The organism is Dokdonella sp., assembly GCF_051958935.1.
In the GTDB taxonomy this organism is placed as follows: Bacteria; Pseudomonadota; Gammaproteobacteria; order Xanthomonadales; family Rhodanobacteraceae; genus Dokdonella_A.
In genome coordinates this window covers 39,569-61,902 of the sequence record NZ_JBQCFP010000129.1, presented here as the reverse complement: position 1 = coordinate 61,902, position 22,334 = coordinate 39,569, and the positions used below count along the sequence as shown (strand labels likewise).

Below are 22,334 nucleotides of genomic sequence, written 5' to 3'. Positions count from 1 at the left end.
TCAGCGCAGCAGCAACGCCGGATCGGCGTGGCGCAATGCGCGCACGGCGGCAAGACCGGACAGCAAGGCGATGCCCATCACCAGCGTCGCACAGACCGCGACGGTGACGATGTCCAGTTGCACGGGCACGTCGCGCCGGTGCGCGAGCAGGACCACGACGGCGGTGGCGACGCCGCCGACGAGAAGGCCGAACGCGCCGACCCATGCGGCTTGCTCGAGCACGACGCGCCGCAGGCGCGCGAAACCGACGCCGAGGGCATGCAGCGTCGCATACTCGCGGATCGAGCCGGCGACCGCGCCCATCAAGGTCTGGCTCGTGATCAACGCGCCGACCACGACAACGACGATCGCGAGCAACACCACGCCGAGGCCCGCGCCGGTCTCGAACATCCAGTAACTGACCGCGCGCCGCGCGAACGCGTCGCGCGTCCACACCTCGAACGTGCGCTGCCCGTGCGGCTGCAGGCGCTTGCGCACGGCCGCCGCGTCGCTGCCGGCGCGCAGCTTGACCACGTAGTAGGCGACGCGGCCGCCGCTGTCGCCGTCGGCGAGGCGGCGTGAGGTCGCGAGCGAGGTGACGATGTTGACGCCACCGAGCGCACGCAGGCCGCTGCCGACGCCGACGATCCGCACGCGATGACCGTTGACGACCGCCTGTCCGCCGACGTCGAGGCCGAGCTTGGGGAGATCTGCGCGATCGACGATCACGCCGTCGGGCTCGTCGAGCCGCGCACGCAGCCCGGGCGTGAGCGCATCGGCGAACATGAGCGCATCGGCGCGCGTGTCGATGCCGGACACGAACACCGACACGCCCCCCTTGTCGGCGGGACCACGCCAGTCGCCGTCGATCCAGTCGAACGGCTCGACCCGCTCGACCGCCGGGTCCATCAGCGCGGCGATCTCCGCCTGCTGCGGGATCGGCCGGCCGAGTTCGATGCTCTGCGTGCCGGGATAGCCGAGCCAGAGATCGCCGCCGGACTTGCGGATGTACACCGCGGAGCTGTTGAAGATGCCGAACACGAGCGCCGCCTGCACGAGCAGCAGCAGGCCCGAGAACGCGACCGCGAGCGCGGACGGCAGGAAGCGCCGCCATTCGTGCACGAGCGTCTTGCGTGCGAGCGGCACCATCAGCCGGTACCGCCTTGAGCGGACGGCAGCGGCGCGCCGCCGAGCGCCTTGTACAACGCGACGAACGCGAGGCTGCGCTCCTGCTCCGCCGCGAGGAGATCGAGCTGGGCCTGCAGCGCGGCCGTGTCCGACGCGGCGGTGTCGATGCCGTCGGCGAGCCCGAGGCGCTGCAGTGCCGCGGTCGAGTGCGCCTCGTCGCCGAGTGCCGCCGCGCCGTCGCGCAGTGCGCCGGCGGCACGCGTGCGTTCATGCAGCGCGGCCATCGCCGTCTCGACCTCGGCGACGCCATCGAGCACGGCCTGGCGATAGGCGAGCACGCTGGCCTGCAGCGCCCTGGCCCTCGCATCCTTCGCAGCGTGGCGCGCGCCCCAGTCGAACAACGGAATCTCGATCGCGGGGCCGAACGTGACGATGCCGTCCGCGTTCGACAGACGCGTGTGGCCGATCACGCGCGCGGCGTAGGTCAACGCGCCACCAAGGCCGATGTGCGGATACAGATCCGATTCGGCGATGCCGAGTTCGCCGGCGGCCTTCTCGACTTCATGCTCGGCGCGGCGGATCTCCGGGCGCGTGCGCAAGAGATCGGCCGGCAGCACATCGATCGCCGCCGCCGTCACGCCGAGCACGGGTGGTGCGCCGCTGGCCACCCCCTCCTCGTCGTCGCGCGCGAGCAGGGCGGCGAGCTGCCGGCGCGCACGCACGATCGCCGCACGCGGTTCGGCCAACGCCGCCTGTGCGGCCGCCTCGTCGTCGCGCGCATGCGCGACTTCGCGTGCGGCAGCGAGGTGCAATCGCTCGCGCGTCGCCAGCAAGTCGCGCCTGCGTCCGGCCTGCGCCGCGATGCGTTCGAGCAATTCGAGGCGGCGTTCGGCGCCGCGCAGCTCGACGTACGTGCGCACGACTTCGGCGACGACGCTCACACGCGCGGCCTGCGCCTCGCTCTCGGCGATGCCGAGATCGCCGGCGCACACGCGCGCGCGGCTTTGCGCGCGACCGAACAGGCCGAACTCCCATTTGGCGTCGAAGCCCGCCTGGAAATAACTCGCGCTGCTGTCGGGCGTCGGCTCGGCGTAGGTGCGGAAGCCGAACTGCGGCAACGACGCGTCGTTCGCATGCGCATCCAGCAGGCGCGCGGCCTCGATCCGGAGGCGGGCCTGGGCGATGCCGAGATTGTCGGCGAGCGCGGCATCGACGAGGCGATCGAGCTCGGTGTCGCCGAATGCCTTCCACCAGCCGCGCAGGTCCGGCGCCGGCGCGTCGACGCGATCCGCGTGCTGCCACGTGCTCGGCGCATCGCGCTGCAGCGGCGGCAACGGCGCCACTGCGCATCCGCCGAGGAGGAGCACGGCGACGAGCGGCGCACGGCGACGAAGCGGGGTGCGCGGCGTTTTCGGCGTGCGGGGATCGGGCATGCGGTGCGGTCGACGTGCGGGCAGCGGCCGCCAGTGGCGGCCGCACGCAGTCTAACCGAACCGCGCTGTCCCACGGCGCGCCCGCAGGCACGGCGCGGCGTCGCGCCGCGCCTGCAGGCGACCCCGCGGGCGCAAGGTCCGTCGTGTCGACGTCAGTTGAAGCCGTTCGCGAAGATGAGCTCGGAGTTGATCTGCAGCGCGCCGATCTCCGGCCAGTCGGGTGGTGACTGGCGCGGATAGCCGACGCCGCGCTGGTCCCATGCCCAACCGAGCACGTTGTTGCCACCGAACGTGTCCCAGATGCCCGGTGTCGGTCGGCGCGTGCGCGTCGAGCCTCCCTGGTCCTTGAGCGGGCCCAGGCCCGGATCGTCGTGCGTGGTGTCGTTCGGGCAGGGCGCGCCGCAGAGCATCACGTTGTTGTGGCCGCCGTTGAAGCCCGCCCCTGCCTTGCCGGTCAGGTCCACGGTCGGATACTGCAAGGGCGCAGCCGTGTTGACGTTGTTGGCGATGATCGTGCTGTCCATTTCACCGGGGACGCTGATGTGCACGCCGGCTCCGAGGTAGTAGCCGAGGCCGACGTCCCACTCGTGCGAGGTGTTGAACGCGATCGTGCTGTTGTAGAGGTTGAGCTTGCCGACCGAGAAGATGCCGCCGAACCGGTTGGCGACATTGTCGGACACGGTGCTGTTGACCATCGTCAGCGTGTAGCTCGGATCACCCTTGGTGGCGATGCCGCCCATGCGCGCGGCCTGGTTGCCGGAGATCGTCGAGCCGAGCACGAGGCCGCCGTTCCAGATGAACAGGCCACCGCCGAACGAGGGCGTCGCGCTTTCGCTGATCGCGACGTTGTTGGAAATCGTGCTGTACTTGCTGACCAGCCCGTCGCGCGCATAGACGGCGCCGCCGCTGGCGTAGCCCCAGCCCGTCGCCTTGGCCATGCTGCCAGTGATGACGCTGTCCTGCAGCACCACCCCTGCTCCCGCCCATACCGCGCCACCGAGCGCGGCGCGGTTCCCGGTGCTCAGCGCGTTGCAGTTGCGCATGAGCACGCGGTCGAGCACGACGCTACCCTGCGCATGTACGCAACCGCCGAGCGCGTCGTCGGTCGTGCGGTACTTGAAGCTGTTTTCCATCATGACGCCCGATACCTCGACCGTACCCGTGCCGAGGTCGACGAAGATGCCGTCATGCAGATCACCGTCGATCACGAGCCGGTTCGCGCCCGGGCCCTGTATCGCGAGATTGTTCTGCGCGAAGTAGATCGCGCCGCTCGTGAGGGTGATGCGGCTGCACGTGAGCTGCGTGAGGTCGATCGTATCGTCGGTGAGCGCCGCACCGATCGTGTCGCGCAGGCTGCCTGCGCCGCTGTCGTCGCAGTTGGTGACGACCCGCGTCGACGACGGCCGGGCGGGCGCCGCGGACTCGGCCGTGCCGAGCAGGTGTTGCAGCAGGGCCGGCGGCACGACGACGCGGCCATCGCTCACGTGCGCGCGCAAGGCGTCCAGGCGCGAACCCGCGTGCAGCGCGGGCGCGGTGACGGACAGGCACGCGGCCATGCAGGCGGCGAGCGGGCGCAGCGAGGAACTGGGCGGAACGACACGGGCGTTCGAAGTCTTCATGACGCGGATTCCTGAGTGCGGACGGTGACGGGGAACGCCGAACCGGTTGCGGTTCGGACATGCCGCGCCGGCGCCGCTCAGGCCGCGCGCGCGTTCAACGCGTCGAGGAAGGCTTCGCCGTAGCGCTCGAGCTTGCGCTCGCCGACGCCGCTGATCGCGCCGAGTGCGCCCAACGTCTGCGGACGCTCGCGCAGCATCGCGAGCAGGGTCGCGTCGTGGAAGATCACGTAGGCAGGCACGCCCTGCTCTTTCGCCAGTCGCGCGCGCAGGCCGCGCAACGCGTCCCACAGCGGCGCCTCGTGCGTCGCAATGTCGAGGCTCGTGCGTGCGCGATCGCCGCGCGCCTGCTGCCGGCGTGCGCGCCGCTCGCCGCGATCGGCCTGCCGGCGCAGGTGCACCGGCTGCTCGCCGCGCAGCACCGCGCGGCTCGCCGGGGTGAGTCGCAACGTGCCGTAGCCCTCGTCGTCCGGCGTGAGCAGGCCGGTCGCGACGAGTTGGCGGAACACGCCGCGCCATTGCTGCTTGTCGAGTTCGGTGCCGACGCCGTACGTGCTGAGCCGGTCGTGCCCGAGGCTCCGCACCCGGTCGTCGGCTTCGCCGCGCAGCACCGCCGTGAGATGGCCGACGCCGAAGCGTTGGCCGGTGCGATACACGCACGAGAGCGCCTTCTGCGCGACGATGCTCGCATCCCAGGTCTCGGGCGGATCCAGGCAGTTGTCGCAATTGCCGCATGGCTCGCCGAGTGTCTCGCCGAAATAGGCGAGCAGCCGCTGGCGCCGGCATGCGGTCGTCTCCGCGTAGCCGAGGAGTTCGTCGAGCTTGCGCCGCTCGACGCGCTTGCGTTCCTCGCCCGACTCGGACTGCGCGATGAACTGCGCCAGTGTGACGACGTCGGCGAGGCCATAGCAAAGCCACGCGTCGGCGGGCAGGCCGTCGCGTCCGGCGCGCCCGGTCTCCTGGTAGTAGCCTTCCATGCTCTTGGGCAGGTCGACATGCGCGACGAATCGCACGTCGGGCTTGTCGATGCCCATGCCGAACGCGATCGTCGCGACCATCACGACGCCGTCCTCGCGCAGGAAGCGCTGCTGGTTGCGCGCACGCAGGCCGGCATCCATGCCGGCGTGGTACGGCAGCGCGGTGACGCCCTCGCCGGCGAGCCATTCGGCGATGTCGTCGACCTTGCGGCGCGACAGGCAATAGACGATGCCCGACTCGCCCGCATGCGCGCCGAGGAAATCTTTGAGCTGTCGACGCGCATCGTCCTTCTCGACCACGCGATAGCGGATGTTGGGTCGGTCGAAGCTGGCGACGAATTCACGCGCGGACTCGAGCGCGAGGCGCTCGACGATCTCGCGCCGCGTCGGCGCGTCGGCGGTCGCGGTGAGCGCGATGCGCGGAATCGACGGGAAGCGTTCGTGCAGCAGGGTCAGCTGGCGGTATTCGGGGCGGAAGTCGTGCCCCCACTGCGATACGCAATGCGCCTCGTCGATCGCGAACAACGCGACCCCGGCACGCGCGACGAGGTCGAGGCAACGCTCGGTGAGCAGGCGCTCGGGCGCGACGTAGAGCAGTTTCAGCGCTCCCTCGGCGAAGCGCCGCTCGACCTCGCGCTGGGCCGCGGCGTCGAGGCTCGAATTGAGGAACGCCGCTTCGACGCCGAGCTGGCGCAGCGCGTCGACCTGGTCCTGCATCAGAGCGATCAGTGGCGACACGACGATCGCGCAGCCGTCGCGCAGCAGCGCGGGAATCTGGTAGCACAGCGACTTGCCGCCGCCGGTCGGCATCAGGACCAGCGCGTCGCCGCCACCGGCCACGTGTTCGATGATCGCCTGCTGCTCGCCGCGGAACGCGGGATAACCGAAGACGGACTGGAGAACCTGTTCTGCGCGCGATGCCATCGCGCAATGCTAGTGTGCCGCCCCGCAAGTTGCATCAGGCAATCGCGCACGCGCGCGCAGGAATGTTCCGCCGTCGCGAGAGCGCGCGCCGGGCCGCGACGACGGCACCCGCTGCCGTCGCCGCAGTGGCGCGGTTCAGTCGACGCGCACGAGGTCGAGGCGGCGCCCGAGCGGCCGCGCCTCGAGTTCGGCCTCCAGCCGCGCGAGGGTGCGCAGGCGCGCGCACACGCTGCTGGCCCGCGTTTCGAGCTCCTTGCTGCGCTTGGCGACGATGCGCTCGACCTTGTCGTCGATGCCGTCCGCGCGCGCCTGGAGTTCGGCGGCGGCCTTTTCGTCGCCGCTGAGGGCGACGCTGACGGCCTGGCCGGCGACGTTGCCGACGACTTCGGCGACGAGCGTGCCGACGCCCTCGGCGATGAGCCGATCGAGATCCTCGTACTTCCACGCCGAGAGGTTTTCGTTCGCGTCGATCTGGCGATGGACGTCCGCCGACACGCGCGCGAGTCGCTGTGCGCTCGCGCGCGCGGTCTCGGCGTCCTTGGCGAATGCGCCCGACACTTCGGTGACGGCGTCGAATGCGATCTGGATTGCGTCGTGCGCGATCTCGCGCACCTGCGGCAGCACGTCGCGCACGCCATGCTCGATGCCGAGCACGCGCTCGCGGTCGGCGGTGCCGAGTTCGATCTCGCGACCGTCGACGCGCAGGGTGCCGTGCGCGATGACGATTTCGGCCGCCGGCCCGCCATTGCGCGTGAACACGAGCGCATCCGGCTTGATCGCCATCGAGTAGTCGCTGTGCAGGCCGCAGTCGGCGCCGTGCAGGTCGATCCCGGCATGCGCGACGGAAATACCGGCGAGCGCGAACGCCGCCGTGCAGGCAAAACGGAACATGCGCAATCCTCCTCTCGGGTGTCGGCCCTTCGATGCAGAGGATCGCCGGATGGTTTAACGCGCGCGCGTGCCTTCGGTCGGGGTGACGGACGGCACCCTGCCTGAAGGCCTGGCCCGGCCGGAATCGTGCATTTGCTCCACCCATCCGTGGCATACCGTGCGGATGGACTCGAACGCGACATGGCTGCGTGGCGCGGCCCAGCTCGCCGGTGAGGGCTTGATCGGGGCCATCGCGGCCGTCGAACAGACGCATCTGGCGATCGCCGGCGGCATTGCCGACCGAGTGCCCGGCGGCACTCTCCTGATGGGCGCGACCCGCTTCACCTATGCGCGCGTCCGCGACGTCGCCGCCGTCGTCCGCCGCGGCAACGAGGGGCTCGCCGCCCTGCTCGGGGATGCGCGTGCACCTGGCGCGGACCGGCGGGTCGGCGCGGGCCCCCTCGCGTGGCTCGCCGCACTCAACGGCGCGATCGGCGACCACCTCGAAGCAAGCGCGAATCCACTCGCATTGCCGATGAGCCTGTGCCGCGACGGCGATGTCCTCGATGCCCGTTCCGCACGACTGCAACAGGCGATCGATGCGGCAGGCGGCAGCATCGTGCTGTTCGTGCACGGCCTCGGCATGAACGACCTGCACTGGCGCGGCGCCGATGGCGCGGGGTTCGGCGAACGTCTCGAACGCGATCTCCCGGCCCACGCGCTGCAACTGCGCTACAACAGCGGGCGGCGTATTTCCGCCAACGGCCGCGACCTGTCGCTGCTGCTGCAGGCATTGCACGAATCGCGTACGCGCCTGCCGCGACGCCTGCTGCTGGTCGGCCACAGCATGGGGGGCCTCGTCTGCCGCAGCGCGTGCGAACACGCACGGCGCCACCGGCTCGACTGGGCAGGCGACCTCGACGCCGTCGCCTGCCTCGGGACGCCGCATCGGGGCGCTCCACTCGAGCGCGTCGGAAGCTCATTCCCGAGGCTGCTCGCCGCAACGCCCGTCACCCGCGCGCTCGCCGCGGTCGCGGACGTGCGCAGCGCCGGCGTCAAGGACCTGCGCGCGGGCTGGGCGAGCGACCTCGATCGCGAAGACGGCGCCGGCACGCAGGCCCCGTGCCCGTTGCCGTTCGCCGACCGCGTGCGCTGGCATCTCGTCGCCGCGACGCTGGCCGCGCGGAGCGCCGGCGCCGTCCCCGAATGGATCGGCGATGGCCTTGTTCCCATATCGAGCGCGCTCGCAGGCACCACCGCACGGCATCGAGCGGCGCTTCCGGAAGGGAGCCGCACGGTGTTCACCCGCATGGGCCACATGGAGCTCACGACCGACCCGCGCGTGTACGAGCAGCTCCATGCATGGTTCGCGCAAGGCTGAACCCCGGGGCTGCGCAGGCGTGCCTGCGCACCCCTCGTGCAGGTTGCCCGCGCGTGTTCAGAACTGGATCTGCGCGCGCAGTTCGAAGATGCGAGGGTCGAGCGAGAGGTTGCCCTTGTCGCTGGTCGCCTGGATGTAGTTCGCCTGGAACTTGAAGTGCTGGGTCAGGTACCAGTTCGCACCGAGCGTCCAGTCGTGTTCCTTGCCGCCGCGGACGGGGCCATCGTTCAGATCGAGCGCGCTGTAGCGCAGCAGCAATTCCCACGCGCCCCAGCGGCCTTTCGGCTTGATGTTGCCGACATTCCCGCCACTGTACGGTCGTGACTCCCCGGTGAGCACCCAGCTGCCGAACACGTAGCCGCCGCTGGCCGCGAAGTCCGGGTTGCCGCCGAAGCGCGACACGTCGGCGCGCAACAGCTCGCCCTGCACCGACCACGGGCCTGCTATCCACAGTGCCTCGAAGCCGCTGCGATCGACTCGGTCGGCTTTCGACAGCGAGCCCGTGTCGACCAGGCGCACGGGCGTCAGTCCCGTCTCCGGCGGCGTCGACAGGCGCACGCTCGGATCGTGGTGCACGCCGCGCCCATCGGTGGTGCCGTCGCGATCCTCGCGCGATGTCGAGAAGCCGAGGTGGACGACGTCGCCCTCGGCCTTGCGCGGCGTCCACGCGACGCGACCGCCGACGGTCGTGCCGTCGTTGTCGCCGAGCAGGTCCTGGCCCCAGTAGTAGCCGAGGTTGACGATGTAAGCGGGGCGCTCGAACTGCCAGTCGATGCCCGTGCGACGGCCTTCGAAGATCGCCTGCGCAGGCAACGCGAGTTCGAGGAACGAGGTCGCCTTGGTGCCGGTCACGCCTTCGAACGACACCGGCGTCTTCGAGTAGCCGAAACGGAATGCGCCGATGTCGGTGCCGAGGAACGGCCTGGACTGCACGCGCACGTTGGTGTCGAGCCAGCTCTTGCCCTGGTACTCGTAGTCGACGATCGCCTCGTACACGCCCTTCTTCCTCAGGGTGAGGCCGAGTTCCTTGCGCCGGTTCGTGTGCGAATCCTCGAACGCGGCGCTGCCGCCGGCCCGGCGATCCTCGCTGAACTGGTTGATGTCGTAGCGGTAGACGGCGGTCAGGCCGACGTCCGTGCCGTCGCCGAACGTGTAGTGCACCGGCCAGTCTTCGCGGTCGTAGGCGCTCGCCGGCGCGGGCGCGGCGGCGAGGAGTAGCGCGATCGTCGCGCGCAGGCTTGCCTGGTTCATGGCGCTCGTGTCCCCGTGGAAGTGCGAAAGATGCTGTGCCGCGGCACGCCATGGCGGAACTGACCGCTGGTTCTAACGACATGCCGGTCGACCTTGCGATATGTTCGCACGGATATATCGCAAGGCACGGCGATGCGCGCCTCTGCCGCGGTCGAATGTCGCGCGGTCAGTCGTCGCGTGCGACGAGTCGCCGCAGGGCGGCGAGGTCGGTCGCTACGGCCGCGTCGGCGGCCACGCGCATGCGCTCGTAGCGGTCGAGCACGCTGTCGCCGAGGCGCGTCAGGCGCGCGCCACCGCCACCGCTGCCGCCCTTGCTCGCCTCGACCAGCGGGCCGCGGAAACTCCGGTTCAGTTCCTCGACGAGCTGCCACGCACGGCGATAGCTCATGCGCATGCGCCGGCCTGCGGCCGCGATCGACCCGGTCTCGCGGATACCCGCGAGCAGGTCGCATTTGCCGGGCCCGAGCGCGACGCCGGGCGCCGGCATCACGCGCAGGTGGATCGATGCAGGCGGCTTCGTGCGGGCCATCGCGGCGCTCGTGCGGACACGGAAGGGCGATCATGCGCGCGCGTCGCGAGCGCGTCCACGCCGCCGCGCGGATGCCGGCCGCTCGTCGCCGCATCGGCGCACGGTGGCGACTCGCGCGCCGAGCCGACTGGCGTTATGTTCTACCGGGAATATCGAAAAGGAGCACGCCGGATGCGTCACGCACCACGCCCGGGCCGCCTGCTGCGCCTCGCCCTGCACGGCCTGCTCGCATTCGCGTTGCTCGCAGGATCCCCTGCGCGCGCGGACGAGCTGCTGGTGTTCGCCGCGGCGAGCCTCAAGCCGTCGCTCGACGCGATCCTTTCGACGCCGCAAGCCGTGGCACTCGGCGCGAAAGCGAGTTACGCGGCGAGTTCGCAGCTCGCAAGGCAAATCGAGGCGGGCGCGCCGGCCGCGCTGTTCGTCTCCGCCGACCAGGACTGGATGGACCATGTCGAGCAGCGCAAGCTCCTCGTCGAGGGCACGCGCGCGAATCTCGTCGGCAACGCGCTCGTGCTGGTCGCGCCGAAGGAGCACACGGTGAAACTCGACGTCGCGCCCGGCTTCGCGCTCGCGGCCGCACTCGGCGAGGACGGCCACCTCGCGCTGGCCGAGCCGAACAGCGTGCCCGCGGGCAAGTACGCCAAGGCCGCGCTGACGCGACTCGGCGCGTGGGACGCGGTCGCCGCGCGCGTCGTGTCGGCCGACAACGTGCGCGCCGCGCTCAACTTCGTCGCGCGCGGCGAGGCCGCGCTCGGCATCGTCTACCGCTCCGACGCGGTGTCCGAGCCCGCCGTGCGCGTCGTCGCGACCTTCCCGGACGCGACCCACGCACCGATCGTCTACCCCGCCGCGATCCTCGCCGGCCACGACACGCCTGCCGCACGCAAGCTGCTCGAGCTGTTGCACGCTCCGGCGGGACAGGCGATCTTCCGCGACCATGGCTTCGATGCACCGCCGAAGTAACCGGCAACCGGTCCGGGTGCCCGCCCAGCACGGCGCCGCTCGCGCGGCGGGCCGGACGACGCGGCCGTGAACATGCTCGCGCCCGACGAATGGCAGGCACTCGCGCTCAGCCTGCGCGTCGCCCTGCTCAGCGTGCTTGCCTCGCTGCCGTTCGCGCTCGCGCTCGCCTGGATGATGTCTCGCCGGCGTTTCCGCGGCCGACTGCTGCTCGAATCGCTGCTGTTCCTGCCGCTGATCCTGCCGCCGGTCGTCACCGGGTATGCGCTGCTCGCTCTGCTCGGGCGCCACGGACCCCTCGGCGCATTGCTCGAGCAGGCCGGCATCGTCGTCGCGTTCCGCTGGACCGGTGCGGTGATCGCGGCCGCGGTGATGGGTTTCCCGCTGCTCGTGCTGACCGTCCGCGTCGCGTTCGACAACGTCGACCGTCGCCTCGAGGCGGCCGCCGAGACGCTCGGTGCAGGTGCCTGGCGGCGCTTCGCGACGATCACGCTGCCGTTGTCGCTGCGCGGCATCGCGGCCGGTTGCGTGCTCGCATTCGCGCGCGCATTCGGCGAGTTCGGTGCGACGATCAGCTTCGTGTCGAACATCCCGGGCGAGACGCGCACGCTGCCGATCGCGATCTACGAACTGCTCAACACGCCGGGCGGCATGCCCGGCGTGCATCGCCTCGCGCTGGTCTCGCTCGTCGTGGCGCTCGGCGCGAGCGCGGCCGCCACCTTCATCGCGGGCGGCGCGCCGTGGCGGAGGACGCCGGCTTGATCGAACTCGCGTTGCGCCACGCCTACGCCGACCTCGAACTCAATCTCGCGTTCCACTCCGACGCGCGCACGCTCGCACTCTACGGCGACTCCGGCGCCGGCAAGACGAGCGTGCTCAACGCGATCGCCGGGCTGCTCGCCCCGCAGTCCGGGCGCATCGCGATCGACGGCGAGGTGCTGCTCGACACCGAACGTGCCATCGCCGTGCCCATGGCGCGGCGGCGCATCGGCTACGTGTTCCAGGACGGCCGGCTGTTCCCGCATCTGGACGTGCGGCGCAACCTGCTCTACGGCGTCGTGGGACCGCACGCGCAGTTCGCGATGATGGTCGAGCTGCTCGGCCTCGGCGCCTTGCTCGGAAGGCGGCCGGACAGCCTTTCGGGCGGCGAGCGCCAGCGCGTCGCGATCGGGCGCGCCCTTCTTTCCGATCCGCGCGCGCTGCTGCTCGACGAGCCGCTGACCGGCCTGCACGCGCAGGCGCGGCTGCAGGTGCTCGATCACCTGCGCCGGCTCAAGCACGAGCTGCGCGTATTCACCGTGCTCGTGAGCCATCATGCCGACGAAGTCGCCGCGCTCGCCGACGAGGTCGTGCGCATCGATGCAGGCCGCGTCGTGCGCCAGCAGCCGGTCGCCGAGTTCGCCTCAGGCCACGCACGTGCGACCTCCGTGGGCTGAACATCCGTTCCGGCTGGCCGCAGGCGGGCGCATTCGCTAGGCTACGCGTCCGATGCAACGATCGTTCGAGGTCGCCATGTTGCTGCGCCGCGCTTTCCTCGTGATGCTCCTGATCGGCCAGCTCGCCGCCTGCGGCAGCGGCGGGCCGCCGCGCAAGGTGCATCCTTCGACGGCGTCGATCCAGCAACTGGCCGTGCAGCCGGATGGCAGCTGGAAGCTCGCGTTGCGCATCCAGAACTACAGCACGTTCCCGATGCGATACAGCCGCATCGACGCCGGCCTCTCGATCGACGGCAAGGAAGTCGGCCGACTCGAAGCCACGCCCGACATCGACATCCTCGGCAACAATGGCGACGTCGTCGAGGCGACGTTCCGCCCGAACGCGAAGGTCGCGTTCGGCACCGACATCGCTTACGCGCTCAAGGGCACGATCGAGACCAGCGAGCCGAAGGAAAGCTTCAAGTTCGAGACGGCGAGTCGGTTGACGCCGGTGCCCGGCGTGCCGAACACCTACCGCTGAGGGACGCGCGGCGCACGTCGCCTCGGCGCGACGCGCGCCATTACCACAGCCTGCCCTGCCGTCGGACGGCGGACAACCATGACGGTGCCGTAGCCCCGGCGGCGCGCCCTTCCTGCTCCGATGGACCTAGTCGCGATCCGCGCAATTGGTTAGGCTAGCCGCTGATTCAAACGATCGTTCGAATCCGTCCGCCCGCTTCGGCCGCCCGCGCGAAGCGCTTCCGAGGAACCTGCCATGAGCCGCTACACCGCCCCGCTCGCCGACCTGCGCTTCGCGCTGCACGACGTGCTCGACGTGACGACCACCTACGCACGCCTGCCCGGCTGCGCCGATGCGACCCGCGACGTCATCGATGCCGTGTTGGAGGAGGCGGCGAAATTCGCCGAGCAGGTGCTCGCGCCGCTGAACCAGAGTGGCGATGCCGAGGGCTGCAGCTACGACAAGGCGACGCAGAGCGTGCGCACGCCCAAAGGCTTCAAGGACGCATTCGCCAAGTACGTCGACGGCGGCTGGATCGGCCTCACCGCGGCGCCGGAGTTCGGCGGCCAAGGTCTTCCCGAAACGCTCGGCGCGTCGCTCAAGGAAATGGTCGACTCGGCGAACCTCTCGTGGGGCAACTATCCGATGCTCTCGCACGGCGCGTCGTCGGCGCTCGAGCACCACGGCGAGGACTGGCAGCGCGAGGTGTTCCTCAAGCCACTCGTCGCGGGGACCTGGACCGGCACGATGTGCCTGACCGAGCCGCATTGCGGCACCGACCTCGGCCTGCTCAAGACGCGCGCGGAGCCCGCCGCCGACGGCAGCTGGCGCATCAGCGGCACGAAGATCTTCATCACCGCGGGCGAGCACGATTTCGTCGACAACATCCTGCATCTCGTGCTCGCGCGCCTGCCGGACGCGCCCGCGGGCGTGAAAGGCATCTCGCTGTTCCTCGTGCCGAAGTTCAAGGTCGCGCGCGACGGCACGGTCGGCGAACGCAATGCGCTCGCCTGCGGCTCGATCGAACACAAGATGGGCATCCACGGATCGGTCACGTGCGTCATGAATTTCGATGGCGCCGAAGGCTGGCTCGTCGGCCAGCCGAACAAGGGACTCGCGGCGATGTTCACGATGATGAACACCGCGCGCCTCGCGGTCGGCCTGCAAGGGCTCGGCCTCACCGAACGCGCCTACCAGAACGCACTCGCTTATGCGCGCGACCGCCTGCAGATGCGCTCGCTGTCGGGGCCCAAGTTCCCGGACAAACCGGCCGATCCACTGATCGTGCATCCCGACGTTCGACGCATGCTGCTCACCCAGAAAGCATTCGCCGAAGGCGAACGCGCGCTCGCGCTTTACGCCTACCTGCAGGAAGACATCGCCAGGCACTCGACCGATGCGGCCGAGCGCGAACGCGCGCAGGCGCTGGTGTCGTTCCTCACGCCGATCGTGAAGGGGCTGCTCACCGAAACCGGCATCGAGTGCACCTACCATGCGCTGCAGGTGTTCGGCGGGCATGGCTTCATCGTCGAGCACGGCATGGAGCAGTTCGCGCGCGACGCGCGCATCACGACGCTGTACGAAGGCACGACGCAGATCCAGGCCATCGACCTGCTCGGCCGCAAGGTCATGCAGTTGCAAGGCGCCGGGCTCAAGCACTTCCTCGCCGAGATCGGCGCGTTCTGCGCGAAGCATGCGGGCAACGCCGCGCTCGCCGAGTTCATCGCGCCCCTCGGCGCCGCGGCGAAGGAATGGGGCGAGCTCACGCTCGAACTCGGCAAGCGCGCGGCGGCGAATCCGGAGGAAATGGGCGCGGCTGCATACGACTATCTCTTCTATTCCGGCTACATCGCGCTCGCCTACCTGTGGGCACGCAGCGTCGCCGCCGCCGATGCGTCCACGCATGCCGCCGAGTTCAAGGCGGCCAAGCGTGCGACTGCACGCTTCTTCTACGCGCGCATCCTGCCGCGAACGCAGGCGCACGCGGCGGCGATGCGCAGCGGCGCTGCGAATCTGCTGGAAATGGAGGACGGGCAGTTCGGGTGAGGGCTTGGGTCAAGGGTGAGGGCTGAGGGCTCGCTCGTCCCGGGTTCGAATTCCCTTCCGTTCGCCCCGGGGCGCAGGCCCGCAGGGCCGGCGTCGAAGGCTCACGGGCACGCGGGCGTTTCGACGCCTCGATGCGCGAATCGCGCCCGACGCGAACGGCTCCCGTGTGCGCATGCGAAGACTGCGAAGACGGCTTGCCGACCCGTGGAGCGCACAACCTGCGTTGTCGTACCATCGATCGCAGACTATCGTCCGCCGAACCACTCCATGGCCTCGACCCGCGACGTCCGCACCGATCTGTCGATCCGCCTCGCGGCAGCGGACGACGACGCGTTCATCCTCGGCCTCGTCGGCCGTTTCGTCGAATTCGAACTGCCGCCCTGGCGTCGGCGCGGTGAATGCGCGCAAGGCATCCGCAGCGACATCGAACGCCATCTCGCCGAACAGCCGCCCGGCTCGCACGTATTCGTCGCCGAGAACGAGGACGGCGAGCGCGTCGCATTCCTGCACCTGCAGGTGGTGACCGACTACTTCACTGCGGCGCAGAACTGCCACATCTCCGATCTCGCCGTCGCGCCGGGCTTCGATGGCCAAGGCATCGGCGCCACCCTGCTCGCGCACGCCGAAGCCTGGGCGCGCGCGCATCATTGCCGCCACCTCACTCTCGCCGTGTTCCCCGGCAATGCGCGCGCCCGCGCGCTGTACGAGCACCACGGCTTCGGCGTCGACGTGCTGCGCATGGCCAAGCCGGTCCGCTGAAACCGGACGTCAATTTCCTGCCATCTCCCTTTTGTTCTATGCTCCGGGCGGTCCCGGCCGGCACGGCGGGGCTCGCCACCGGTTTCGTATCGAGAACGGAGGTCACGATGCTTGCGGAAGTCAGAACTTCCGGCGACATCCACAGCACCCGCGTCCTGTCCCTGGACGCCACCGGGCGCATCCTCGACTGGATGAGCTGGCAGGATGCGGTGTGCCTCTACGTACGCGGCGCGGTCGCCTGGACCCTCGGCGATCCGTGCCTGACGATCCACGGCGGCTACAACCAGCGCAGCGGCGAGCAGAGCGTGCTCGACCTGCATCCGATCGTCGCCAGTACCGGGCATGTGCGCCCGCACGCCATCGATCCCGCGCCCGCGCTGACCAATGCCGCCCTGTTCGCGCGCGACCGCATGCTCTGCCTCTACTGCGGCGAGCACTTCAGTCGCGGCGAACTCACGCGCGACCACGTGCAGCCGGTGTCCAAGGGCGGCCGCGACACCTGGGTCAACGTGGTCACCGCGTGTTGGTCGTGCAACGTGAAGAAAGGCAACCGCACGCCGCAGCAGGCCGGCATGCCACTGCTCGCGGTGCCGTACCGGCCGAGCTGGGTCGAACACCTGATCCTGTCGAACCGCAACATCCTCGCCGACCAGATGGAATTCCTGGTCAACCACCTGCCGCGCGACCGCCGCCCACAGTAGCCGTGCCGACCGACACCGCCGCGCGCTGGGCGCGCCTGCGCCTGCTCGCGCGCATCGGCCAGCATCCTTCGGCGATCCTGCTGCTCGGGCAGCTCCTGGCGCTGCTCGCCTATCCGTTCGTCGAGGGCACGCCGGCCGGCGCCGCATGGTTCGGCGCGTTCGGCGCGGTCGTGCTGCTGCTGGCGATGCGCATGGTCCATCGCACCGCGGGCCATGCGCGCTTCATCGTCGCGCTCGCGCTCGCGGTGCCGGCGGTCGCCTCCAACCTCGTCGCGACGGCCGGCGGCGTGGCCTGGCTCGCGCCGTGGTCGGCCATGCTCGAAGCGCTGTTCTACTTCCATGCGGCCGCCTGCCTCGTCGCCTACATGCTCGCCGACCGGCGCGCGACCAGCGACGAACTGTTCGCTGCCGGCGCCACCTTCACCCTGCTCGCGTGGGCGTTTGCACATGTATTCATGGCCTGCCAGGCGCTGCAGCCGGGCTGCTTCGGCGCAGTGATCGATGCCGCGGCGCCGCGCAGCTGGACCGAGCTCCTGTTCCTCAGCTTCGTGCTGCTGTCGAGCACCGGCATCGGCGACGTCGTGCCGCTCACGCCGCATGCGCGCGCACTCGCGAGCCTGGAAATCTTCATCGGCGTGATGTACCTCACCCTCGTCGTTTCGCGGCTGATCGGGCTGACGGTGCTGTCGCGCTCGGAACGCTGAGCGGAACGCGGCGCTATGATTGCGGGCTTCCCGCCCGCTCGCTGCCCGCCATGACCGAACCGAACCCGCATCCGCCGCGCATCGAGGCGCTCGCGAGCACCGACGCGCTGCCGGTCGCGCCGTCGCTCGGCGACAGCCTCGACGCCGCGCGCATGCCGCGGCGCTCGACCCTCGTCGATCGCCGCGTCGTCGTCGTCAGCCTCGTCGCTGGCGTGATCGCCGCGGCCGCCGCACTGATCGCGCAGCTCCTCACCGCGCTGATCGGCGTCGTCACCAACCTCGCGTTCTACGGACGCTGGTCGACCGCCTTCAGCTCGCCGGCCGCGCACCATCTCGGCGCGTGGGTCATCGTCGTGCCGGCCGTGGGCGGCCTCGTCGTCGGCGTGATGGCGCGCTGGGGTTCGCGCGCGATCCGAGGCCACGGCATTCCCGAGGCGATGGAGCAGGTGCTGCTCAACGAATCGAAGATCCCGCCGCGCATCACGTTCCTCAAGCCGCTGTCGTCGGCGGTGGCGATCGGCACGGGCGGCCCGTTCGGCGCCGAGGGGCCGATCATCGCCACCGGTGGCGCGCTCGGCTCACTGTTTGGCCAGTTGCTGCGCGTGACCGCTATCGAGCGCAAGACGCTGCTCGCGGCCGGCGCCGCGGCGGGCATGGCCGCGGTGTTCGGTTCGCCGCTGTCGGCGATCATCCTCGCGGTCGAGTTGCTGCTGTTCGAACTCAAGCCCCGCTCGCTGATCCCGGTCGCGCTCGCGACGGTGGTCGCGACCGGCGTGCGGCACGTGCTGGTCGGCTCCGCGCCCGTATTCCCGATGCCGCCGCTGCCCGAACCCGGCGGCGTCGCGCTCGCGTTCTACGTCGCGCTCGGCGCGCTGATCGGCCTCGTCAGCGTCGGCACCACGCGCATCGTCTACGGCATCGAGGACCTGTTCGAGAGACTGCCGATCCACTGGATGTGGTGGCCGGCGATCGGCGGGCTCGCGGTCGGGCTGATCGGCTGGCATGCACCGCTCACGCTCGGAGTCGGTTACACGAACATCGAGGACATCGTCGCCGGCCGGCTCGGCATCGCGGTCCTCGCCTCGCTGTGCGTGATGAAATTCCTGTCGTGGTCGATCGCGCTCGGCAGCGGCACCTCGGGCGGCACGCTCGCGCCGCTGTTCACGATCGGCGGTGCGCTCGGCGCGCTCGCCGGCATCGCCGTCGCGGCACTCGCGCCGCAGCTCGGCGTCGATCCACGCATCGCGGGCCTCGTCGGCATGGCGGCGATCTTCGCCGGAGCGTCGCGCGCGCTGCTCGCCTCGATCGTGTTCGCGTTCGAGACGACGCGCCAGCCGGTCGGCCTGCTGCCGCTGATCGGCGGCTGCACCGCGGCCTACCTGATTTCCGCATTGCTGATGCGCAATACGATCATGACCGAGAAGATCGCGCGTCGTGGCGTGCGCGTCCCGAGCGAGTACGCAGCGGACTTCCTCGAACAGGTCACGGCGGGCGAGGCGTGCACGCGCGACGTCGTGTCGCTGCAAACCGGCGACCGTCTCGGCGACATCCGCCGCTGGCTCAATTCCGGCAAGCCCGAGGCGCAGCACCAGGGCTATCCGGTCCTCGACGGCGAAGGCCATGTGCATGGCGTGCTCACCCGGCGCGACCTGCTCGACGTGAAACTGCCCGACATGCACCGCGTCGGCGACATGGTGCGGCGCGAACCGATCCTCGTGCGCGAGGATCATTCGCTCCGCGAGGCCGCCGACCACATGGTCGCCCAGAACGTCGGCCGGCTGATCGTCGTCGCGCCCGGGGCTCCGCACGCGATGGTCGGAATCCTCACGCGCGGCGACCTGCTGGCGGCGCATGCGCGGCGCCTGCGCGAGGCGAACGAGGCCTCGCGCCACCTGCGCATGCGTGCACGCAAGGCCTGACGGCGAATCCGGCAGCCGGCGCCGGCCAGCCGCAAGGCCGATTCAGACCCTGTTGTTGCCGGAAAAACGCCGGTGGCCGACAATATCACGCTTGCATACTGGCGTTCCCATGATCGACCCGCAGCGCTATCCGCGCCTCGCCCGCATCGAAACCCCGGCGGACCTGCGCACCTTCCCCGAATCCGAGCTCGGCGACGTCGCGCGCGAGCTGCGTGCCTACCTGATCGAGTCGGTGGCGGCCTCGGGCGGCCATTTCGGCGCGAACCTCGGCGTGATCGAGCTCACCGTGGCACTGCACTGGCTGTACGACACGCCGGTCGACCGGCTGGTCTGGGACGTCGGCCACCAGGGATACCCGCACAAGATCCTCACCGGACGTCGCGACCGCATCACGACGGTGAAGAAGAAGGACGGCGTGGCGCCGTTCCCCAAGCGCGACGAGAGCGAATACGACACGTTCGGCGTCGGCCACTCGTCGACGTCCATTTCGGCCGCTCTCGGCATGGCGATCGCCGCGCAACGCAAGGGCGATCCGCGCAAGGTCGTCGCCGTGATCGGCGACGGCGCGATGACCGCGGGCATGGCGTTCGAGGCACTGAACCACGGTGGTGACGTCGAGGCCGACCTGCTGGTGATCCTCAACGACAACCAGATGTCGATCAGCGAGAACGTCGGCGCGCTGACCAAGATGCTCGCCCGCCTGATGGCGAGCCGCACGCTCAACAACATCCGCGAGCGCGGCAAGCAGATGATGAGGCGCGGCGGCTTCCTGTGGCGCTTCGCCAAGCGCTGGGAAGAACACGCCAAGGGCATGTTCGTTCCCTCGACGCTGTTCGAGGAACTGGGCTTCCACTACACCGGCCCGATCGACGGCCACGACCTGCCGCAGCTCGTATCGACCCTGCGCACGCTCAGGGACCTCAAGGGTCCGCAGCTGCTGCACGTGATCACGACCAAGGGCAAGGGTTACGCGCCGGCCGAGCGCGAGCAGATCGAGTACCACGCGGTCGGCCCGTTCGATCCCGAGGCCGGCGTCATCAAGAAGGGCGGCGCGTCCAAACCCACCTATACCGAGATCTTCGGCGACTGGTTGTGCGACATGGCCGCCGCCGACGAGCGCCTGTACGGCATCACGCCCGCGATGCGCGAAGGTTCGGGCCTCGTGCGCTTCTCGAAGGAATTCCCGCAGCGCTACTTCGACGTCGGCATCGCCGAGCAGCATGCGGTCACGCTCGCCGCGGGCATGGCCTGCGAAGGCGCCAAGCCGGTCGTCGCGATCTACTCGACGTTCCTGCAGCGCGCGTACGACCAGCTCGTCCACGACGTCGCGCTGCAGGATCTGGACGTGCTGTTCGCGATCGATCGCGCCGGCCTCGTCGGCCCCGACGGCGCGACGCATGCGGGGAGCTTCGACCTCTCGTACCTGCGCTGCATCCCGAACATGCTCGTGATGGCGCCCGCCGACGAGGACGAATGCCGGCGCATGCTCACGACCGGGTTCCTGCACCAGGGTCCGGCTGCGGTGCGTTATCCGCGCGGCAGCGGCACCGGCGCGGCGATCTCGAAGGAACTGCTGCCGCTGCCGGTCGGCAGGGCGGACCTGCGCCGCCACGGCCACGGCATCGCCGTGCTCGCATTCGGCGCGATGGTCGCGCCGTGCATGAGGGTGGCCGAAGCGCTCGACGCCACGCTCGTCAACATGCGTTTCGTGAAGCCGCTCGACGAGGCGATGCTGGTCGAACTCGCGGGGTCGCATGCGGCGTTCGTCACGGTGGAGGACAACGCGATCATGGGCGGCGCCGGCAGCGCGGTCGCCGAGGCGCTCTCGACGCACGCGATCAGCCTGCCCGTGCTGCACCTCGGCCTCTCCGATCGTTTCCTCGAACACGCGAGCCGCGAAGAACTGCTCGCCAGCGACGGCCTCGACGCCGCCGGCATCGAAGCCGCGATCCGCCGCCGCTTCCCCAACCTCACGCTCGCCCCGCCGCTGCGCAGCGCAGGTTGACGGGCGTCGCGAGCACGCGTGGAAAGCGAAGCAAGCAAAACCTGAAACACGAAGCACACGAAGAGAAGCAGCAGCTTCTTCGTCAAGGCCCGCACGCCGTTACCCTTCGCACCGACCGACGCAAATGCCATGCTGCGGGGAAAGGCCCGATCGCCCTTCGGCTCTCTTCTTTCGTGTCCTTCGTGTTTCAGGCTTTTGCTGCCGTTCCCACCCGACGGTCTACGAAGCGGCGTAGCCGCCGGGGACGCCCTTGGTCGCGATCGCGACGGCGTCGTGCGGGTGGAGGCTTTCGTAGTGTTCGGCGCGCAGCCAGAAGTCGGCGATGCGTTCGTCGGCGTCGAGCACGCGACGGATGCGCCGCGCGGCGTCCTCGCAGAACATGAGGTTCTGGCCGTTGGCGAGTGCGAATGCCTGTTCGTCCTCGCGCTTCACCGCGGTCTGCACCGGCGTCTGCAGCGCGTGCTCGACGCTGTCGATGAGATCCTCGACTGGAGTTTCGAAGCCGGGCGCGAGGCGCAGGCGCAACGTCGCGGCGCTGCGCTGGCTGTGCGGCGTCGCGACGATGCCTTCCGTGCGACCGAGCCAGGCGAGCACGGAATCGCGCTGCAATGGCCCGTGTCCGTCGAAATCGGCGGCGAAGCGGTCCTGGATGAGCTGGCGCGCGAGTGCCGCCGAGGCCGGGCACGTGCTCGAATACTGCACCTCGAGGCCGAGCTCGAGCGTGAACTCGCCGGCGTGCAGGGACGCCCTGAGTTCGACCGGGTACGCGCGCCAGCCGCTGTGCGCGCTCGCGAGCGCGGAGCGGCGCACGAGATGGTCGTATCGCACGCGCACCCAGGCGCGATCGGCGAGGCCCGCATGCGATTCGAGGAAGTCGCGCAACAGGCGGCGCAGGCTCGCCGGTGTCAGCGGCTCCGCCGAAAGGTGGCGATCGAGGTGCAGGTACAGCCGCGACATGTGGATGCCGCGGGCGTCCTCGCGCGCGAGGTTCACGAACGCGTCGACGCGCGCGCTGACGCGCTGCGCGTGCCCGTCCGCCCCGAGCAGCAGCACCGGCATTTCGATGCGCTGCATGCCGACGCCGTCGAGCGCGCCGGCGTGGCCGGCCTGCGCTTCGGTGGCAATGTCGGGCAACAGGCGCTGCGGGCTCGTCGGTGAGGACACTGGGATTTCCTGCGGGCGGTGCGGGTCACACATGGTGGCCGCGCAGCGCGGGT

The 22,334-nt window shown here is 70.1% G+C and carries 18 protein-coding genes and 1 pseudogene; 11 read left to right on the top strand and 8 right to left on the bottom strand.

What is annotated here, in order from left to right; all coding sequences use genetic code 11:
* From ACTHK2_RS12790 to ACTHK2_RS12770, 5 genes are all read right to left on the bottom strand, one after another.
* Window positions 1–1,128 carry an FtsX-like permease family protein gene (locus ACTHK2_RS12790; protein ID WP_440246106.1) on the bottom strand — a complete coding sequence of 376 codons (1,128 nt, stop codon included), beginning with the start codon at window positions 1,126–1,128 and terminating at the stop codon, window positions 1–3.
* Window positions 1,128–2,450 carry a TolC family protein gene (locus ACTHK2_RS12785; RefSeq protein WP_440246105.1) on the bottom strand — a complete coding sequence of 441 codons (1,323 nt, stop codon included), beginning with the start codon at window positions 2,448–2,450 and terminating at the stop codon, window positions 1,128–1,130. The genes ACTHK2_RS12790 and ACTHK2_RS12785 overlap by 1 nt, the downstream gene beginning before the upstream one ends.
* 242 nt (window positions 2,451–2,692) lie before the next feature.
* The gene (locus ACTHK2_RS12780; RefSeq protein ID WP_440246104.1) at window positions 2,693–4,159 is read right to left on the bottom strand and encodes a hypothetical protein; all 1,467 of its coding nucleotides are present in this window, start codon (window positions 4,157–4,159) and stop codon (window positions 2,693–2,695) included.
* 77 nt (window positions 4,160–4,236) lie between these two features.
* A complete protein-coding gene (gene recQ, locus ACTHK2_RS12775; RefSeq protein ID WP_440246103.1) occupies window positions 4,237–6,057 on the bottom strand; it encodes a DNA helicase RecQ in 1,821 nt (606 codons plus the stop codon).
* Window positions 6,058–6,192: 135 nt separating this feature from the next.
* Window positions 6,193–6,948, bottom strand: coding sequence for a DUF2884 family protein (locus ACTHK2_RS12770; RefSeq protein WP_440246102.1), 756 nt, complete (start codon window positions 6,946–6,948; stop codon window positions 6,193–6,195).
* A gap of 217 nt (window positions 6,949–7,165) precedes the next feature.
* Between ACTHK2_RS12770 and ACTHK2_RS12765 the strand changes: the two genes are divergently transcribed.
* Window positions 7,166–8,308, top strand: coding sequence for an alpha/beta fold hydrolase (locus ACTHK2_RS12765; RefSeq protein ID WP_440246101.1), 1,143 nt, complete (start codon window positions 7,166–7,168; stop codon window positions 8,306–8,308).
* A 57-nt stretch (window positions 8,309–8,365) separates the two neighbouring features.
* On the opposite strand, the gene ACTHK2_RS12760 is transcribed toward ACTHK2_RS12765, so the two are convergent.
* The gene (locus ACTHK2_RS12760; protein ID WP_440246100.1) at window positions 8,366–9,559 is read right to left on the bottom strand and encodes an OprO/OprP family phosphate-selective porin; all 1,194 of its coding nucleotides are present in this window, start codon (window positions 9,557–9,559) and stop codon (window positions 8,366–8,368) included.
* Window positions 9,560–9,725: 166 nt separating this feature from the next.
* A complete protein-coding gene (locus ACTHK2_RS12755) occupies window positions 9,726–10,088 on the bottom strand; it encodes a winged helix-turn-helix domain-containing protein (RefSeq protein WP_440246099.1) in 363 nt (120 codons plus the stop codon).
* Between the two features lie 171 nt (window positions 10,089–10,259).
* On the opposite strand from ACTHK2_RS12755, the gene modA reads away from it, so the two are divergent.
* The 10 genes and pseudogenes from modA to dxs all read left to right on the top strand — a co-directional run bounded on the left by modA (window position 10,260) and on the right by dxs (window position 21,117).
* Window positions 10,260–11,051 carry a molybdate ABC transporter substrate-binding protein gene (gene modA, locus ACTHK2_RS12750; protein WP_440246098.1) on the top strand — a complete coding sequence of 264 codons (792 nt, stop codon included), beginning with the start codon at window positions 10,260–10,262 and terminating at the stop codon, window positions 11,049–11,051.
* Window positions 11,052–11,123: 72 nt separating this feature from the next.
* Window positions 11,124–11,810 carry a molybdate ABC transporter permease subunit gene (gene modB, locus ACTHK2_RS12745; protein ID WP_440246113.1) on the top strand — a complete coding sequence of 229 codons (687 nt, stop codon included), beginning with the start codon at window positions 11,124–11,126 and terminating at the stop codon, window positions 11,808–11,810.
* A pseudogene (locus ACTHK2_RS12740) lies at window positions 11,807–12,409 on the top strand (ATP-binding cassette domain-containing protein); the annotation flags it as partial. The gene modB and the pseudogene ACTHK2_RS12740, both read left to right, overlap by 4 nt.
* 151 nt (window positions 12,410–12,560) lie before the next feature.
* Complete coding sequence (locus ACTHK2_RS12735) at window positions 12,561–13,004, top strand: hypothetical protein (protein WP_440246097.1); 444 nt, start codon at window positions 12,561–12,563, stop codon at window positions 13,002–13,004.
* A 234-nt stretch (window positions 13,005–13,238) separates the two neighbouring features.
* Entirely contained in the window at window positions 13,239–15,029 is a 1,791-nt protein-coding gene (locus tag ACTHK2_RS12730) for an acyl-CoA dehydrogenase C-terminal domain-containing protein (protein WP_440246096.1), read from the top strand.
* Window positions 15,030–15,296: 267 nt separating this feature from the next.
* The gene (locus ACTHK2_RS12725) at window positions 15,297–15,788 is read left to right on the top strand and encodes an N-acetyltransferase family protein (protein ID WP_440246095.1); all 492 of its coding nucleotides are present in this window, start codon (window positions 15,297–15,299) and stop codon (window positions 15,786–15,788) included.
* Between the two features lie 107 nt (window positions 15,789–15,895).
* Window positions 15,896–16,489: an HNH endonuclease gene (locus tag ACTHK2_RS12720; RefSeq protein WP_440246094.1), complete on the top strand. Its 594-nt coding sequence runs from the start codon at window positions 15,896–15,898 to the stop codon at window positions 16,487–16,489.
* A 2-nt stretch (window positions 16,490–16,491) separates the two neighbouring features.
* Complete coding sequence (locus ACTHK2_RS12715; RefSeq protein WP_440246093.1) at window positions 16,492–17,193, top strand: ion channel; 702 nt, start codon at window positions 16,492–16,494, stop codon at window positions 17,191–17,193.
* Window positions 17,194–17,243: 50 nt separating this feature from the next.
* Complete coding sequence (locus tag ACTHK2_RS12710; RefSeq protein WP_440246092.1) at window positions 17,244–19,112, top strand: chloride channel protein; 1,869 nt, start codon at window positions 17,244–17,246, stop codon at window positions 19,110–19,112.
* A gap of 109 nt (window positions 19,113–19,221) precedes the next feature.
* Complete coding sequence (gene dxs / locus ACTHK2_RS12705) at window positions 19,222–21,117, top strand: 1-deoxy-D-xylulose-5-phosphate synthase (RefSeq protein ID WP_440246091.1); 1,896 nt, start codon at window positions 19,222–19,224, stop codon at window positions 21,115–21,117.
* A 219-nt stretch (window positions 21,118–21,336) separates the two neighbouring features.
* On the opposite strand, the gene folE2 is transcribed toward dxs, so the two are convergent.
* On the bottom strand, window positions 21,337–22,281 hold the full coding sequence (folE2, locus tag ACTHK2_RS12700) for a GTP cyclohydrolase FolE2 (RefSeq protein WP_440246090.1): 945 nt from the start codon (window positions 22,279–22,281) through the stop codon (window positions 21,337–21,339).
* Between the last annotated feature and the right edge of the window lie 53 nt (window positions 22,282–22,334).